Origin of the sequence: Pelosinus sp. UFO1, assembly GCF_000725345.1 — a bacterium.
Classification (GTDB): Bacteria; Bacillota; Negativicutes; order DSM-13327; family DSM-13327; genus Pelosinus.
Window position 1 is genome coordinate 4408407 of record NZ_CP008852.1, and the last position, 17429, is coordinate 4425835.

15 protein-coding genes are annotated in these 17429 nt (G+C 34.4%); all 15 read right to left on the minus strand.

Annotated features, from left to right (window positions below; translation table 11 throughout):
• Positions 1-146: 146 nt before the first annotated feature.
• The gene (locus UFO1_RS20765; RefSeq protein ID WP_038673911.1) at positions 147-1721 is read right to left on the minus strand and encodes a hypothetical protein; all 1575 of its coding nucleotides are present in this window, start codon (positions 1719-1721) and stop codon (positions 147-149) included.
• A 69-nt stretch (positions 1722-1790) separates the two neighbouring features.
• Positions 1791-2753 (minus strand): glycosyltransferase family 2 protein, encoded by a 963-nt coding sequence (locus tag UFO1_RS20770; protein ID WP_038673912.1) that lies wholly within the window; start codon positions 2751-2753, stop codon positions 1791-1793.
• The gene (locus UFO1_RS20775) at positions 2740-3675 is read right to left on the minus strand and encodes an NAD(P)-dependent oxidoreductase (RefSeq protein ID WP_038673913.1); all 936 of its coding nucleotides are present in this window, start codon (positions 3673-3675) and stop codon (positions 2740-2742) included. Before UFO1_RS20775 ends, UFO1_RS20770 begins: the two co-directional genes overlap by 14 nt.
• A gap of 7 nt (positions 3676-3682) precedes the next feature.
• Positions 3683-5404 carry a thiamine pyrophosphate-binding protein gene (locus UFO1_RS20780; RefSeq protein ID WP_038673914.1) on the minus strand — a complete coding sequence of 574 codons (1722 nt, stop codon included), beginning with the start codon at positions 5402-5404 and terminating at the stop codon, positions 3683-3685.
• Positions 5405-5423: 19 nt separating this feature from the next.
• A complete protein-coding gene (locus tag UFO1_RS26265; protein ID WP_051789042.1) occupies positions 5424-5828 on the minus strand; it encodes a GtrA family protein in 405 nt (134 codons plus the stop codon).
• The gene (rfbH, locus tag UFO1_RS20790) at positions 5809-7161 is read right to left on the minus strand and encodes a lipopolysaccharide biosynthesis protein RfbH (protein WP_038673915.1); all 1353 of its coding nucleotides are present in this window, start codon (positions 7159-7161) and stop codon (positions 5809-5811) included. Before rfbH ends, UFO1_RS26265 begins: the two co-directional genes overlap by 20 nt.
• Positions 7146-8249 carry a CDP-glucose 4,6-dehydratase gene (gene rfbG / locus UFO1_RS20795; RefSeq protein ID WP_038673916.1) on the minus strand — a complete coding sequence of 368 codons (1104 nt, stop codon included), beginning with the start codon at positions 8247-8249 and terminating at the stop codon, positions 7146-7148. Before rfbG ends, rfbH begins: the two co-directional genes overlap by 16 nt.
• 9 nt (positions 8250-8258) lie before the next feature.
• Positions 8259-9032, minus strand: a complete 774-nt coding sequence (rfbF, locus tag UFO1_RS20800; protein WP_038673917.1) for a glucose-1-phosphate cytidylyltransferase — start codon at positions 9030-9032, stop codon at positions 8259-8261.
• Between the two features lie 144 nt (positions 9033-9176).
• Positions 9177-10154, minus strand: a complete 978-nt coding sequence (locus UFO1_RS20805) for a glycosyltransferase family 2 protein (RefSeq protein WP_051789043.1) — start codon at positions 10152-10154, stop codon at positions 9177-9179.
• Between the two features lie 12 nt (positions 10155-10166).
• Positions 10167-11225, minus strand: a complete 1059-nt coding sequence (locus UFO1_RS20810) for a glycosyltransferase (protein WP_038673918.1) — start codon at positions 11223-11225, stop codon at positions 10167-10169.
• Between the two features lie 99 nt (positions 11226-11324).
• Positions 11325-12296, minus strand: coding sequence for a glycosyltransferase (locus UFO1_RS20815; RefSeq protein WP_038673919.1), 972 nt, complete (start codon positions 12294-12296; stop codon positions 11325-11327).
• Between the two features lie 12 nt (positions 12297-12308).
• Positions 12309-13286 (minus strand): glycosyltransferase, encoded by a 978-nt coding sequence (locus tag UFO1_RS20820; RefSeq protein ID WP_038673920.1) that lies wholly within the window; start codon positions 13284-13286, stop codon positions 12309-12311.
• Between the two features lie 22 nt (positions 13287-13308).
• Positions 13309-14280: a glycosyltransferase family 9 protein gene (locus UFO1_RS20825; RefSeq protein ID WP_038673921.1), complete on the minus strand. Its 972-nt coding sequence runs from the start codon at positions 14278-14280 to the stop codon at positions 13309-13311.
• 11 nt (positions 14281-14291) lie between these two features.
• On the minus strand, positions 14292-15395 hold the full coding sequence (locus UFO1_RS20830) for a glycosyltransferase family 4 protein (protein ID WP_038673922.1): 1104 nt from the start codon (positions 15393-15395) through the stop codon (positions 14292-14294).
• A gap of 12 nt (positions 15396-15407) precedes the next feature.
• Entirely contained in the window at positions 15408-17381 is a 1974-nt protein-coding gene (locus UFO1_RS20835; protein ID WP_038673923.1) for an LTA synthase family protein, read from the minus strand.
• Positions 17382-17429 lie beyond the last annotated feature (48 nt).

Below are 17429 nucleotides of genomic sequence, written 5' to 3' on the forward strand. Positions count from 1 at the left end.
TGTAGAACGTATTGGTTGCCCTACCAACCAGATTTTTCAATTATTTGCTTTGTGTAACAAATACTCCCTATAGCCATTATTTTAAAACAATTCGCTAATTTCAACAGTTTTTCAGTATCAATTAATCGCTCTAAAAATCAAACTATTTATAACTTTTGAACACGTAATACAAGAATATCTTTAATAGTATTATAATATTTCGGTGAATCTAACATCTCATAGTACATAAGTTGAAACATATTTCTAGTTGATAGTTTAAAGTTACCTTCCTCTATATTAATTAAGTATTGAGGGGGTTCAGTCTGATAGTCACCTAATAGATATAGAGGGCGATGCCGATGTTCCCCTCTAGCTACCACATCACCTGCATAATACGCCTCGAAGTTACTTCCAAAACGCTTTTCATCACCAAATGCTTCTTTGAAAAAACCTGTATATTCGTATAACCAATATTCTCTGCTAAATGCATTTAATTGAACTAAATTATCTTTAAATAGAAATGTAGTATTATTTATAATAATATTATTATTTTTTATATTATCAATTAATGAAACCTGTTTATACCAATCTTTTTGAAAAGAAATATAAGTGGCGATATTTATCGAAATGCACAGAATAATGAGAACAGAATATATTATACTTTTGATCTTAGATTTGTAATTAATCAAAGGATTATGATTAGTTAGCCACTGTACCCCATATACAATTATTATACTAATTCCTAAAGGCAGCAATAATTGATTTCTACTATCTAAGAAATTCCAATCAATGGGATTTCCTACTGCTAAGTATGGGAACGCAGCTAGATAAAAACAAAAAAAGCCAAATACTAATGGTTTTTTACATAAAATGTATTTTGAGTTACTTCTCTTACTAAGAATACCATATACTAAAAGGATTGATAACGTTAGCAGAATAATTGTTGTAGGCGATGAAATATATATATTAATTGCTTTATCAATAATTCTAATAACAGAATGATAAAATACATTTATAGCTTTTATAGGTGATGTTAAAACACGACTAATTATTATACTATTATATCCTGCATAAAGACCATGAGCAGGGAAAACATAAATCTTTATAATATAAAATACTAAAGGATTAAGTAAGAAATCTAGATATTTATAACTTAGTTTTAAGCATATTTTATAATTAATAATATCAGGCTTTTCAATATATATAATATATAGAATTGCTAATGCGTAAAATACTAAAAAAGAATTCGTCGTAAAGCTAATAAAAAATAGAAGTAAAGACAATATTCTCAAAGACAATTTTCTGGTTTTTAAATATCTTGATAAAATCCACAAGCCACAAAAAAACAAGCAATAGGCAACAGCATATTGCGATACGCACATTGCGATTCTTAAACTATTGCACGGAAAAATGGCAAAAAATATAACTATGAGTAGTCTTTGCTGTGGATCGATTTCTTTAATTGTCTTTAAGATTATATATAAAAATAATGCCGCCAATAAAAACGAGAAAAATACAATATATCGAACGATTAACATATTATCAAAAGAAAAAAGGTAACTTTGGAAGTACGCTAACCATGGGGCCCCTAATTGAGAAATTGCATCAAATCTCAATTGCGTATCCATCTTATACCAAGGCCAATCATCCCAATATAACCCATGGTTAAAAAGCATTAGTCCATGAGTAATTGTATAAATGATAATAATAATACAGATATTTTTCATATCTTTTTGTAACATCTTAATTATCTTCTCCCCTCCCTAGCAACTCTCATTTCCTTCGTTTTTCTTGGTATAGCAGAATATCATTTAGTTCAACTTACTATCATGTTTATCATCCGTAAAATTTATCCTATCTTCTTCAACTACTAATGGGCGTTTCATGATCCGTACATTCATTGTTAATATATACTCACTAAGTAAACCAATAAAAAATAATTGAACTGAACCAATGAAAAATATGCCTATAAGGATTGGTGCTGTTCCCAAAGAAAATGTATCCCAATAGATAAGCTTCATAATTAAATACATAATGGCTATTAGCATGTTGATTAATGCAAATATAAAACCAATAATAGTTGCAATTCGTAAACCTATTTTAGTATAGGAAGTAAAACTGAGCATAGCAGCATCATAGAGTTTATACCAATTATTGCTTGTCTTCCCAGCTCGCCTTTTGGCCTGCTCATAGGGAATATCCTTACGTTTAGCACCAAATTCTGCTATAATTCCCCGAAGAAAAGGGGTTGGATCATTTAGCTCCCTGAGAACTTGAATAAAACTATTATCATACAGTCCAAACCCAGTAAAGTGTTCTATCTGTTCTATATCAGACATCTTTTTAATCGTCTTATAGTAACAAGAGCGCAGAAAATACATAAGTCCATTTTCTTTACTTGCTGTCTTGATACCACAAACGATTTTGTACCCCTTCTCCCATTCATGAACAAATTTCGGAATCATTTCCACTGGATCTTGAAAATCTGCACAAATTAAAATAGTACAATCACCATTCGTTTGACAAAGTCCATAGAACGGAGAATTAAATTGTCCAAAGTTTTTAGCATTAAAAATGGCTTTAATATTGCTATTTTGGTTGCATAAATTTCTAATAAGTGCCCTAGTATTGTCATGGGAACAATTATCAATAAAAATAATTTCATATTTATAGGCCGGCAACATTTTATTGAATTGTTCTATAATCGCTTCACTTAAAGGTACAACATTATCCTGTTCATTGTATGTAGGAATTAATATACTAATAGTTTTCATTTTTTTCCCTTTGTTTCATGTTTTTTAAAATTTCTTGAATACCATCATCTAATTGGATTATAGGCTGCCATGGAATAGTTCTTTTTAATTTATCTACCACAGGTTCAAAACTAATAATTCCTTCCCTTCCATAAGAAACCGCTCCAAAATTTAACTCACTTGTACTATTAGTTATTTTCTTCATTTGCAAGACAAATTCTTTCAGCGGTCTAGATGAGCCACTAGCAAGATTATATATACCTAAATCACATTTCTTTTCCCCAAGCATTATCAATGCACTGACTGCATCTTTTACGTGAAGGAAATCCCAATTTTGTATACACTCTGTTAGTAGTATTGGCTCATTGTTTAACATTTTTTTTAAACTAGACATTATTAATGTTCCAGAATAGTCATTGTCACCATAAAGGCTAAAAATACGGGTCCAAATAAAATTTAGATCATTTTGTATCGCTAGCTTCATAGAATCCTGGCATGCCCTTAACTTAGCCTTACCATATTCAGTAACGGGATGCATAGGATAATTCTCAGAAATTTTCCCCATACATATTCCATATTCAGCTTGTGATCCTGTGCCTATAAAGGTGCTGCAACCTAGTTCAATTGCTAATTTTAAGGCATTTATAGTAGCCTCATAATTACTATCCTGTAATAACCTATCATCACGCTGTGGGGCACGAGTTCCCCCCCACGCTAAATGATAAAATATATCAAATTTTTTATTGTTAACTATCTTTTTTATATAATCTCTATCGAATAGATTAGATAATACAATAGATAAATTACCATGTTTAGGTAATTTATCTAAATTATTAGAATCCTTTCTAACTACAGCAGTAACTTTACAACCACGACAAAGCAACTCATTAGTTAAATAAATCCCTAAAAAACTAGTGGCTCCAGTGATAATGACATTTTTCATACTCACCTCATTCAGCACTTATCAGCTTATTAAATAAGACTCTGTCCATCAATGGTTCTTGATCGTGAATTGGTTTATTCATAGCAAGCTTAGGATATACATAGGTTTTATCACTACAAATAATATGAATGAATGCTGGTGAAGCACTTTTGAAGTTTTCTTCTAACTGCCGTATTTCATTCATATTATGAATCGTATAGGTATCGATACCATATGCTTCAGCAACCTTATTAAAATCAGGAACTGTATATCCTTTATCAGCGATAGTCTGCACTGAATTAGAATCAAAGTACATTTCTTGAAAGTGCCTTATCATACCAAGTGAATGATTATTCATTAATACAATTTTTATAGGAATACTTTCTCTTGCTATAAATTGTAATTCTTGAATATTCATTTGTAGACCACCATCACCATTAAAGCAAATAACAGGTCTACCACTTGCATAATATGCACCAATCGCTGCGGGAAGCGAATATCCCATAGCACCGTGCCCGCCTGAAAACAAAACACGTTGATTCTCTTTCACTTCGAAATCTTGAGCTACCCATACCTGATTTTGCCCTACATCAGTAGTTATAACAACATCATCAGGAACATACTTACTTATTTCACGTACAATTGCGTTTGCTGGCTCATTATCAATACATATTAGTTTGTCTTTTAATTCTCTACACTGATTTAGCCAATGTTCGTATCTACTAGCAAATTGAAAACGGGAATCTTCTAAAATCGCTGGAATAAGTTCTTTTATATCACATAGTAATACTATATCGTCTTCCTTTATTCCATTAGTAGTTTCACCTGCATCAATATCAATACGAATTATTTTAGCACCTTCGGCAAAAATATTTCTATTAGAACCTGTTTGCCTACAATCAAGTCTAGAACCAATTGATATAATTAAATCGCTTTTAGCAATAGTAAAATTAGCATAACGATGCCCATATGCACCTATAAAGCCAAAATTATAGGATGATTCATAAGGCAAACAATCAATACCAATCATGCTAGTAACCACAGGTATATGTAACTGATTAATTAACTCTTGAAACTCCTTTTTAGAACCTGAGCTACTAATACCCGCACCCGCAATAATAATCGGTCTTTTTGCTTGTACCAAGGCATTAAAAATTACATCTTTAATCGAACCCAAAGCGCAAATACAATTATCACTATGACTATATCCAACTAATGCTTCAGGATGAATTTCTGCTCTTTGGATATTCATAGGAATGTCTATTAGTACTGGTCCGGGTCTATTACTCATGCTAATAAAAAAAGCTTTTTCTAATTCATACCGTATATCATCTGCCCGTGTAACTTTTACCGCATATTTGGTTATGCTCTTTACTACACTAACAACATCCATTTCCTGAAACCCTTTTTGCCGAACTTCCAAACATCCTTTTGATTCATAAGTATTAACTTGTCCCGTAATAAAAATGCAAGGAATAGAATCAAAATATGCATTGGCAATTCCAGTAATTAAATTTGTTGCTCCTGGACCGCTGGTAGCATATGCAACTCCAGGTAAATTTGATATTTGAGCATAACCACAAGCGCAAAAAGCAGCGCCTTGTTCATGATAAGCAACATGAGCGGAAATTTCATCATTATATTTATCGAAAGAATCCATTAAATGCGTTACCATTCCACCAGGATAACCAAATACATCTGTTATCTTCTTTTCTACTAGAAATGACACAATATAATCGCTTAATTTCATGCATGTACTCCTTAAATTTTTACTTAAACGCCCACAATTTATTAAGCAGAAAATTTAATGGTATAGTTATTACTAAATTAATTATTGGTACAATTTTTTTTGAAATATTCATATAATCTACCATTAAAATCAACAATCCTATACTTAAAATAAATGTGCTACCATAAGCGCAAAATGTTTTAATTAATGGCTTTATATGCCCTTTTGCATTCTTTTTAAAAACATATTTATTATTCCAATAATATGCATTTAGAACGCTAACTACAAAACTCACACTATACGCTATAATATAATTTACATTATAAAATAGCAATACATAATATACCGCAAGATAAATAGCAGTATTCGATACGCCAACAATCCCAAAATTAACAAATTGCTTAATTAAAGTAGTAATGCTCTCATTAAACATTTTTAATAGCATTTTTAATAGTATTTATCATGTATTCAACCATATCATCATTCATCCCTGGATAAACCCCAATCCAAAAAGTCTGATTCATGATAATATCGGTATTTGTAAGTTCACCAGCCACCCGATAACCTTCACCAATTTTCCTCATCTCATCAAAGCAAGGATGTTTAAGTAAATTTCCAGCAAATAGCATTCTAGTTTGCACACCATTTTTCTCTAAATAACCTACTATTTCATCACGAGTAAAGGCAGCATCTTCTTTTACTGTTATCAAAAATCCAAACCAGCTTGGTTGTGAGTTTTTTGTAGGTTCTGGCAATAATAATATATCTTGTAAATCAGCTAAACCATCACGAATCATCTGCCAATTCTTACGGCGTGCTTCGATGAACGCAGGCATTTTTTCCATTTGTGCGCAACCTATGGCAGCTTGCATATCTGTCACTTTTAGATTATATCCTAAATGAGAATACACATATTTATGGTCATAACCTTGTGGTAATTCACCAAATTGTTGGGTAAAACGATTTTTACAGGTATCATCTTTGCCAGATGGACACCAGCAATCACGTCCCCAATCACGGAATGATTCTACGAGCCGCTTAAGTTGCGTATCATTTGTATATACAGCTCCACCTTCCCCCATGGTCATATGATGCGGGGGATAAAAACTAGATGTACCTATATGCCCAATTGTACCAGAGTTTTTCCATTCGCCATTATACATATATTTAGTACCTAACGCATCACAATTATCTTCAATGAGCCATAAATCATATTTATCACAAAAATCTCTTACAAACTGTAAATCAAAGGGATTACCCAAGGTGTGAGCAATCATGACAGCCTTGGTTTTTTCGGATAATGCGGTTTCCAGTTTAGTAACATCAATGTTGTATGTTGGTAATGTCACATCAACAAATACTGGAATGGCTCCATATTGAATAATCGGTGCAACCGTAGTCGGGAATGCAGCAGCTACGGTGATGACTTCATCACCTTTTCTGATTCTGCGATCACCAAGTTTATGAGAGGTCAGTGCCATAAACGCTAGAAGGTTGGCTGACGAACCTGAATTGGTCAAGGAACAATGTTTCACACCTAAGAATTCCGCAAAGTCTTTTTCAAATTTTTCTGCATACTTCCCGGTAGTAAGCCAAAAATCTAAAGAAGAATCTATTAAATTAATAATTTCTTTTTCGTCAAAAACTCGACCACCATAAGAAATTCTATCACCTGGCGTAAATTTTTGTTCTTTTTTATGTCTCACTTCATAATATTTTACCGCAGCTTCGATCGCCTGTTGTTTTAACTTTTTTTCTATTTCTAAGTTATTATCCATTTCACTACCTCATTATTATGATTCATATAATCATCTATTTGTTGTAAACAGATACTACGCATATCAGCTTTTTTATTATAAGCTTGTACCCAGTAGATAATGCTCTCTAATGTATACTCTAAGTTCCACTTGGGTTGCCAATTCAGCCTCATTTTCGCCTTTGAACAATCTAGTTTTAAATAATGTGCTTCATGAGGATGTACACCACCATCTACTTCATAAGTAGCATTCTGCCCCCACTGCTCGCATATTTTTTTTACAATCCAATCTACTGGTTTGGCATCATTGTCATCTGGGCCAAAATTCCAACCTTCAGCAAAGCATACCCCCTTTTCATAGAGTCCTTGCGCTAGCAGTAAATACCCGCTAAGTGGCTCTAAAACATGTTGCCAAGGTCTAATAGAATTTGGATTACGAATCATGACTTTTTTATTATTTAACAGAGCATTGATGCAATCAGGTATCAGACGATCTGCCGCCCAGTCCCCACCACCAATTACATTACCAGCTCTAGCCGTAGCTACCGCTACACCATGTTTCGCATAATCACTGGGATTGAAGAAAGAATTTCGGTAGGATGACGTAACAAGCTCTGAACAGGCTTTACTATTTGAATAAGGGTCATAACCGCCCATTGGTTCATTTTCTCGGTAACCCCAAATCCATTCTTTATTTTCATAGCATTTGTCCGTCGTCACATTTACAACGCCCTTGACACTAGGGCAATGACGTACCGCTTCTAATACATTAACTGTCCCCATTACATTAATAGCATAGGTATCGACTGGATTTTTATAGGAATCACGCACTAATGGCTGGGCTGCCATATGAATAACTACCTCAGGTTGTGTTTCCTGCATAACTTGCAGTAGTTTTTCACTATCACGTACATCCCCAATCACCGAAGTGATTAATTGATCAATATTACATAGTTCAAACAAACTAGGCCGTGTTGGTGGCATAAGAGCATAACCTGTAACGATTGCTCCCAGGGAACTAAGCCACAGCGATAGCCAAGAGCCTTTAAAACCCGTATGCCCAGTAATAAATACTTTTTTCCCATTCCAAAATTCTTTATTTATCATCATAAACACCTATCACCATATTTTCCATGGCGCTTTGTTTTTCTGCCATAAATCTTCTAAGTGATCTTTATCCCGCAAGGTATCCATAGGTTGCCAAAATCCACTATGCTTATAAGCAACAAGTTGATTCTTCTTTGCCAAATTTTCCATAGGCGCACGTTCGAAAATAGTACTATCATCTTCAATATAATCAAAAACTTCAGGCTGTAGCACAAAAAAACCACCATTGATCCAACCGCCATCGCCTTGTGGTTTCTCTTGAAAGCCTTGTACAATGTTATCTTCAGATAAGTCAAGGGCACCAAAGCGACCCGACGGCTGAACAGAAGTAACAGTTGCAAGCTTCCCATGTGACTTATGGAATTCCGATAGTTGACCAATATCTACATTGCTCACACCATCGCCGTACGTAAGCATAAAAGGTTCACTACCAATATATTTCTGAACTCTTTTTACCCGCCCACCTGTTAGCGTATTGAGTCCCGTATTCACTAGCGTTACTTTCCAAGGCTCGGCATAATGATTATGAACGTATTGCTGATTTGACATCCTAAAATCAAACGTAACATCTGCTTCATGTAGAAAATAATGCGCAAAATATTCTTTAATGCAATATCCCTTATACCCTAAGCAAACTATAAAATCATTAAATCCATAATGAGAATATGTTTTCATTATGTGCCAAAGGATAGGACGTCCTCCGATCTCAATCATAGGCTTTGGTTTCAAATGAGATTCTTCACTAATACGTGTACCAAAGCCACCAGCTAAAATTACTACTTTCATAACTATCCTCCCTGTAATTTATAAATCAATTAATTGATTTATAAAAAAGTTGACTAATTCTCTCCATATCATTTTCGGTAATTCAATAATACAACAATCTTTTATTGCCACAGACTTTCACTTTACAATAATAATATAGTCTCTTTATTTCTCCACTAAATCTTTAAACGCGACCCTGTTAGAGCCTGAATACTTACGATAACGTCCTAGCTTAATTTCTTTGTTAATTATTCTCCATCTTTCCCACGGTTTATCAGGAAGAGTATACCTTACTTTCCAATGCTCAAATCGTTCCACTAATTCATCGCATATTTGGGTATCCCTAAAATATTGTCGAAAAGCAGTAATTCGTTCTAACACCAATTCCATTCGTTCAATATACCGTTTGCAACGTCGACGATTTCCTTCTGGAAAAACAGAAAGACGCCAGTTTGTAAAAGAACTTCTGCTCTTAATTTTTACCCCTATTTGCTGATTATCGTGTTTCCTATACTTGATGAGTTTCTGTGGAACAAACTCCACGCGACTAACCAAATCAGTCACAAATGTAATCCATTCATCATGTATCCATATTTCAGGGAAAGGCTCCAATAAAAATCTCCATTTTTTTTGGAATGCCATTGTACATCCAGTCACATAACCCCTTTTTATCAGTTTGCTTGAAAGTCTCCCTTGATGAACGATCTTTTGCATATTTTCATCAAATTTCATACATTGCCACAGTGATAGAGGATACGGTCGAAGATGTTCATCTGTAACAATTGCGTCACTAAAAACCATGCCAACACCCTGATCTTTTTCGAAAACCTCTTTAATTACTTGTAATTTAGACGGTAACCAAACATCATCTTGATCTGCTAAAAATATGATATCGCCAGAACAGAGACTAATAGCTTTTGCAAAATTTTGTGTTGAACCCAAATTTGTATCATTTCTTATCAAATTAACTTTAAATTTGGCTTGCTTTTTAAATTTTTCTAAAATATTCCATGTATTGTCAGAGGACTGGTCATCACAAATAATTACCTCCTCAGGCAACAATGTCTGATTCAATATACTATCTAACTGCTCTTGTAAATATCGCTCTCCATTATAGGTACAAAGTGCAATAGACAAACGCATTAAGACACCACCTTAAATTTTTAATAAATTCAAAACATATTTTACTTTTCTATCCAATAATAAAAGCTTGGTCAATATTTTTAAATGATTATCTTCAAATAACCATCCATACATTTTATTTTTCATTCTTTTTTTATATTTCACATTTCCTAGTGGACCCACAAATGCTTTGGCATAATATTTTTCCCTTAAACTCCGAATTACAGATAAAACCCCGTCAAAGGATAATTGCGCTTCAGGGCTTCTAACAATACTGCAAGTTAAAATAACATAGGTCATTACTCTTTCCTGCCAATAATCAGGATATAAATCCTCCAAATGCAACGCATCAAACAATTGTCGCTCATAATTAAGCAGTCTTTCCGTATCACCAATCCTATCTGCCGAAAAAACTCTTGATGTAGATGCTTTATATACGATATGCAAATAATAAACTTTGGGATTTATGATTATACAATCAATATATTGATACAATTGCATACAAAATACGCGATCTTCGTGGCCATGTTTAAATGCAGTATCAAATTTAATTCGATGTTCTTTGATTAAGGATGTCTTAAAAAGACCATCCCAAACGTATACAAGTAAGTCATCATCATTAAGCTGTCTGTAGTTCTCTCTAATGTCCTCGTTTTGTATAATCATTATTTTTTTTTCATCGAGTTTTTCTGAAGAACAAATACAGGCTGGTGAAAATTCCCTATGTTTTATATATTTATTACCATATTTTAAAATATCGGCATTATACTTTTTTGCAAGATTATAATTTTCCTCCAATAAATCCGGTAAATATACATCATCATTATCGATAAATGCGACATATTCACCTTTCACCATTTCTAGTCCGCAATTGCGAGCTGCACATATACCACCGTTTGTTTGATGAATGACCTGAATTCTAGAATCTTTCTCAGCATAAGCGTCGCAAATTTCCGGACTTTTATCTGTTGAACCATCATCCACTAAAATCAGTTCAAAATCTTTTAATGTTTGATTTAATACACTTTCAATCGCCTGGGAAACATAATTTTCCGAATTGTATATCGGCATAACTACACTTACTAAAGCCACAAATTCACCTCTTCTCTAACAGCACTCTACCTAGAACTTAATAAATTAAGCATAGGATCCATATCTTTGCAATAAGATCGAACTTCGCTATTAATCTCTTTATTTCGCTTTTATTTTCGACATTGCATACTTACCGTACCAGTACAAAGCCTTCATATACATATTTCTCTTAGCATAGGACCTTGCCATTCTTTTTTTATCTTTATAATGACTTGGCTCAACCAATGGAACATTAGCCCATGGTGATTTTTGCGCGTATTTATCATACAATTTTACCATAAAATGATGTTCAGACCATCGTTGCCAAGGTTTATCACCAATAAAGTGAATGAATATAATACCCTCTGGCAATTCACTGCTCATTTTGCGCATATCATAAAGATAATTCCATTTTTTATCAATAAAACGTGTTTTTCCGTCTAAAAGAATATTTAACACATCTTGATCCAGATAGGTATATTTTTCGGGATTCTGCTGCAATAAACCAACTGCCTGTTCGGCAATTTGGGCATCATTCCACTTATTAATATCAATATATAAAGCGCCGGCATTAAAATATTTCCCTTGCTGTAAGCCAAGCCGATTTACATTAAACTGTCCTTCTTCACTAATTGCAAGGACAATATTATCACCCATATCTATATTCTTTAGTCCAGCCAGTGGCCCAATACATAAAATATCCGCATCGATATATAATACTTTATCTACGATACCATGTAAAACTTTCCCCATAATAAACCGATAATAGGTAGCATAGGACCATGCCAAGGTTGTTGGCAAGCTTTTAAAGACATTAATGTCAATATGATAAATTTGGATAATAATGTTCTGATATACGGTGAGTTCCTTCAGTTTTTTTAAATCACTTTGATCAATTCCATCGGTAAAAACATGAAATACGATTTTTTCTTCTGCATTATGTGATTGAATTGCATGCATTAATATTCCCATACCTCTGGCAAAGTTTTTATCAATGCCAAAAGCAATGTGAAAATCGGCTTGCATCTCTTGAAAACCAGTCTGTTCATTTAATTGTTCTATTTTTAAAATAATGCCTTCAAAAATTTCCATTATCCTTCATCCTTATATACTATTTTTTTCTTTCTTTCGCACTTTCCAATATCTCCAGTACCAGGATAACGCTTCTTTATAGTTCCCTTGATGGAGCATAGCCGCCCCCATCATTTTCATTTCCTTATAGCTGCGCGGCTGACTGAAGAAAGGAACATCTTTCCATAAAGAAGCCTCTGAGTAGCGAATAAATAATTCTTTTTCCGGATGAATGCACCAAGTGTGCCAAGGTTTGTTACGTGAGGCAAAATGTACAAGTACAGCCTCTTCTGAAACTTTACTATTCTTTTTCTCCATATTACAAATTTCATTCCACCTACGGTCAATGAATTTTGCTCTACCATCTAGAAGAATATTCAATGCATCCTGATCTAACAAAAAAAACTTTCTCTGTCGCAGTAGCTCTATTGCTTGTTCTGAAATTTGATTTTCATTCCATGCTTTTAAGTCAATATAAAGCATACCAGCATTAAAGTAGCGATCATGTTTCAAATCTAAGGTTTTCATATGACTGGCAACAAATTTCCCCTGATCATGTACAACCATTGCAATATTATCTTCAAAATTCATCTTAACAAGTTCACCTAAATTACCCGTACATACCATATCTGCATCCATATAAATGACTCGTTCAACAGACGGATATAAGAGTTTCGCAACGATGAATCGATTATAAGTAGCTACTGTGTAGTTCCAAGTCGTTTGAAGGGACTTAAAAACATCTTGATTAATCAAGTATAAATGAATGAAAACTTCTTCTCTATCCGCCAGTATCTTTAGACGTTCTACATCGACGGTTTCGATAGAATTTGCAAATACATGAAAAATAAGACTTTGATTGGGATTATTATCAATTATGGATGTCATTGCAACACCCATTGGGCGTATAAAGTTAGCATCCACGCCAAATGCAATATGAATTGGTTTTTTTTCTACATATTTGATTCTACCAAAGGATTGCTGCTCTAATACTGCATGTTTTATATTCATAAGTTTCTCTCCTACATTCCATCTATATCCAGCCTTGTTCTATAATGATTTTCTCCACTTGTTCCGGCGTAATTAATTCCATACATGTTTGTCCCTTTTTCTGTGTACAATCAAGCCGTTCACAAGGAACACATGGCAGTTTATTTTGCAGAACAATTGCATTAGGCGGGGCCCAACGTACGGGATCGCTTGGGCCGTAAAGAACAATTGTTGGCACCTTAGCTGTACTGATGATATGCATCGGTCCCGTACAAACAGAAATCGCAAATGACGCATGTTTTGCAATCGTTGGTAATTCCCTCAGGCTAAATAGACCTGCGGCATTTGTCTTTTTCCCCTGGATTTGTTCTATATATTCTATATCACCTTTAGAACCGATATATATAGGAATGATTCCTTTATTATTTAAGAAACTGTTAATTTTACTGAAATAAGCAACAGGCCAATTTTTATTGAGTGCTGCACTTTTCGGAACAATCAATACCAGCCTGCTACTAATTTCTTTCTGCTGTTCAATCCATTCTTTAAGATATTCGATTCTATTTTTATCCGGATTTCCCAAAACTGCATTTATTTCATATTTTGTTACTTCAGGATTTACCAGCTGAATGTAGGTTGAAAAATCTTCGATTGCCTTTACTTTACGCATTTTCCGTTGAAACAAACGGCTTGCTCCTAAAGATATTTCAAAGCCCTTATTTAATAACTTGCAGTTTGCCTTCCATGCCAGCAAGGTCGAGCTAAACCGTTCGTCGATAATTATAGCTTCATTGTATTCTTTTTGTCGGATTTCAGAAATAATTTTTTGTTTATCTTTTTTACTATAGGCAAACACATCATCAATATAACTGTGATTTACTAATAAATCGGCAGATTTTGCCGCCACAACAAACCCTATCTTTGCCTGATTATTGTCCTTGATGAGCTTTGCCAATGGTGTAGTGACAACAACATCACCAATTCCAAGTCGATTGATGATCAAAATTTTTCTCATCTTGGGACCTCCTATTTCATCTCCTTAAATACATCAAGATACGCTTTTGCCATGTTTTCCAAACTCAAACGTTCTTTAATATATTCGGCAATTTTTGCACTTTCATTTGCGTCTAGCTGCAATGCCTTCTCTATTTCTTTTGCCATGTTTTCTGGGGTAACCATCTGATCGTTCCCATCAAAATTCACATCACAAGCATAGGCAATATTTTTGGCATCAATCGAGCCGATAAATGCACGCACATTCCGAATCGCAACAATCGGTTTCATACATGCTAGCGTTTCCATAGCTACTCTTCCTTCACCAACTAGAATGTCCGTTGCATTATACCAATCAGTAATATTGGTTACAAAATCATAAATTTTGATTTTATCACCATACATCTGATTGAACTCAGCAATTTTATCATTAATCTCATCTCGCATCGGGCCTTCACCGATAATAACCAATCTTACATCTGTCCGTTTTTTCAGGACATATTTCATACTCTCAATTACCGTCAACGACACTGCACCTTTTACATTGCTTAGCCGACTGACATGCAAAATCATTTTGTCTTCTGGCGCAAGCCCCAGTTTTTCACGACATACTTCTTTGGAGGTCGGTTTAAACGCCTGAAAATCGATTCCATTATTGATTAGAAAAATTTGTTTTTCTGAAAAGCCAAAGTTTTGGATCAGTTTATTCGCAAGATTACGGCTTACGACAAATATTGCAGTAAACATTTTAGCGTAAATAGATTTAAACATTGCCCGATGCCAAGGATCATGCATCGTTACTGTATAAGGGATATGCATATAGTAACGAATTATATGCGCCCATATTCCGGCAGTTCTCTGTTGAGCAGAAATCACATCAATATGCTCTCGTTTTACCAAATCACATAACATTGCAAGATCCTTTTTCCATCTGAGCAGATTTGCACCACGTGCCTGAATTATAACAATTGTTATGCGCGGAAAATTCTGCTTCAATTGTGCTAGTTTTTCTTCATTGCTACCTTCATTCACAGCAAGAAACAGATTATGTCCTTCTAAGCCTTTTAATAATGCCTCTACATGTGTTTCTGCTCCGCCCACTCGCCAAGGTTGCGAGAATAAAATTAAAATATTCACTCGCTGCACTCCTTAAAGCTGATTTCCTTTTAATAAAATCCACGAAGATATTGTTCTCATCATTGATACTTTTTCTTCAGCACTTTCTTTTTCATGTCGTATTTCCTTGTCATCGGTAGCGGATAATATCTCATATTCATCCGGATGCTCTATACTTCCCATCGCATGGGGTGTAATCCAAAAAGCAGGATTAAAGCCAACTTTATTTTCTTTCGTTAGACTATTCCCGATGGAATAATAAGTAAAGTTCTCTGGTGCAAGGAGTTCAATCAGCGTCGGCATAATATTGACATGCCCACCCGCCCTATCTTTTGGTAACATATCTTTGGTAATTCCTTGTCCATAAATTACAAGTGGAATCGTATATCGTTCAAATGGTACTGGAGTTTTCGTAACATTAAGACGATCTGCATGATCCCCCGTGATAATAAACAAACTATCTGGATATTTTTGCTCCGTCTCTCTTACAAAATCATGAACTACTTTATCCATATACCAATAATGTCCCAATTGCCGAATCAGTTCTTGATTGTTTTTCTGCTCCTCCGGCAATCCATCAATAATTTGAGCAGGATCGAATCCTGATTTTTCCAAATCCAAATTATATGGCGGATGATTCGATACCGTTAAAATCAAATGAACCGTTGGCTCTTCTTCAGAAAGGTGGCTTAAGAGTGCCTGAAAAATATATTCATCTTTGGTTCCCCAGATATTATCCTGCTCAGCAGCAAAATCTGTAGAACTATAAAAATGATCAAAGCCCTGTGCCAATGTAAAATCTTTAATTCGCTCCCATGATGGAAACCCACCATACCAAAAATCAACTTTATATCCCAGTTTCTGCATCTGCGGAGCCAAAGCCGTAGCATAAGGTTTTTCATAACTTCGCGGTTGATAATTTACAGGTACAGATACATCTGACAATCCAGACACCATGGCCGAAATTGCCATTTGCGTAAATGAACCATTCGGCAAGAAAGAACTCGTATATATAGCATTATCTTGCTGTATAATTTCCTTTAATCCATTTGCAAGATTCAACTTGCTATATTTTTCCATCAGTGGCCACTGGGCATAGGTTTCACCTAAAATAATAAAAATATGTCGTGGTTTTGCAATTTTTGCTCCAGCTGCATGCCGAATTAAATAATCATCCATACGATCTGATTCGATATCATTTCCGGCAGCCATTTTAGCGTACTCGCGAATTTTTTCTTTATGTACACCACTGGCCACAGCCCCCTGGGACATACGTTCATTGACGCTATAAGCACGATATAATGCCTGTATATCATCCAAAACGGCCTCATTTAGAAATGTATCTTTAGTAATCGCAGCATTCTCCCAATTAATTGAATGGTTGTAAGTAAAACTACCCCCAAATCTCATAAAAAGCATAAAGACAGGAATACTGGCAATTATGCTGCAACGCAGCAGCAAATTTTTCGTTGCTGTAAATTGGGGCAATTTATAATTTCTGCTAAATAGAACCAGTTTAAACAAATAACAAATAATAGCGCTAATTAGTATTGCGCCTAAGATTCTAGACGGCAGATTATATTCTTGAATCATTGTAATAAATAAGGCATATACATCATCATTGAATGTGTTATAAATGTTCTGATTAAATGTCACATTAAATACACGATAATAGGGAATCCTTGCCTGAAATAAAATAGACAAGACTACAATATAAACATATCCTAAAACAACTCTAAGACGATTGGTATTGAGCCTAGGTAACATTACCGTTGTTAGCGTACAAGCCAAAAAAGAAATCAGCGCTATAATCCCAGCTGATTTTAGACTAAGCCGTAATCCTGCCCACATAGCCCGAGCAATTTCAGTCATTGCTGTATGCGGCCCAATATATTCCTGCATAATAAAAATAAATGCACCCCGGTATACGCATAATAAAACTATCAAAAATAAATATGTTTTTAAATCCTTTTGAATGCTCTCAAAAAAAACACTAAAGCGCCCCATGTAAAATCACTCCATAACACAATATTTGCCTGCTACAAATTTCTCACT

Excerpts from the sequence above, each read along its gene's own strand:
- UFO1_RS20765 (WP_038673911.1), bottom strand. The coding sequence starts at position 1,721 with ATGTTACAAAAAGATATGAAAAATATCTGTATTATTATTATCATTTAT.
- UFO1_RS20770 (WP_038673912.1), bottom strand. The coding sequence starts at position 2,753 with ATGAAAACTATTAGTATATTAATTCCTACATACAATGAACAGGATAAT.
- UFO1_RS20775 (WP_038673913.1), bottom strand. The coding sequence starts at position 3,675 with ATGAAAAATGTCATTATCACTGGAGCCACTAGTTTTTTAGGGATTTAT.
- UFO1_RS20780 (WP_038673914.1), bottom strand. The coding sequence starts at position 5,404 with ATGAAATTAAGCGATTATATTGTGTCATTTCTAGTAGAAAAGAAGATA.
- UFO1_RS26265 (WP_051789042.1), bottom strand. The coding sequence starts at position 5,828 with ATGCTATTAAAAATGTTTAATGAGAGCATTACTACTTTAATTAAGCAA.
- rfbH (WP_038673915.1), bottom strand. The coding sequence starts at position 7,161 with ATGGATAATAACTTAGAAATAGAAAAAAAGTTAAAACAACAGGCGATC.
- rfbG (WP_038673916.1), bottom strand. The coding sequence starts at position 8,249 with ATGATGATAAATAAAGAATTTTGGAATGGGAAAAAAGTATTTATTACT.
- rfbF (WP_038673917.1), bottom strand. The coding sequence starts at position 9,032 with ATGAAAGTAGTAATTTTAGCTGGTGGCTTTGGTACACGTATTAGTGAA.
- UFO1_RS20805 (WP_051789043.1), bottom strand. The coding sequence starts at position 10,154 with ATGCGTTTGTCTATTGCACTTTGTACCTATAATGGAGAGCGATATTTA.
- UFO1_RS20815 (WP_038673919.1), bottom strand. The coding sequence starts at position 12,296 with ATGGAAATTTTTGAAGGCATTATTTTAAAAATAGAACAATTAAATGAA.
- UFO1_RS20820 (WP_038673920.1), bottom strand. The coding sequence starts at position 13,286 with ATGAATATAAAACATGCAGTATTAGAGCAGCAATCCTTTGGTAGAATC.
- UFO1_RS20825 (WP_038673921.1), bottom strand. The coding sequence starts at position 14,280 with ATGAGAAAAATTTTGATCATCAATCGACTTGGAATTGGTGATGTTGTT.
- UFO1_RS20835 (WP_038673923.1), bottom strand. The coding sequence starts at position 17,381 with ATGGGGCGCTTTAGTGTTTTTTTTGAGAGCATTCAAAAGGATTTAAAA.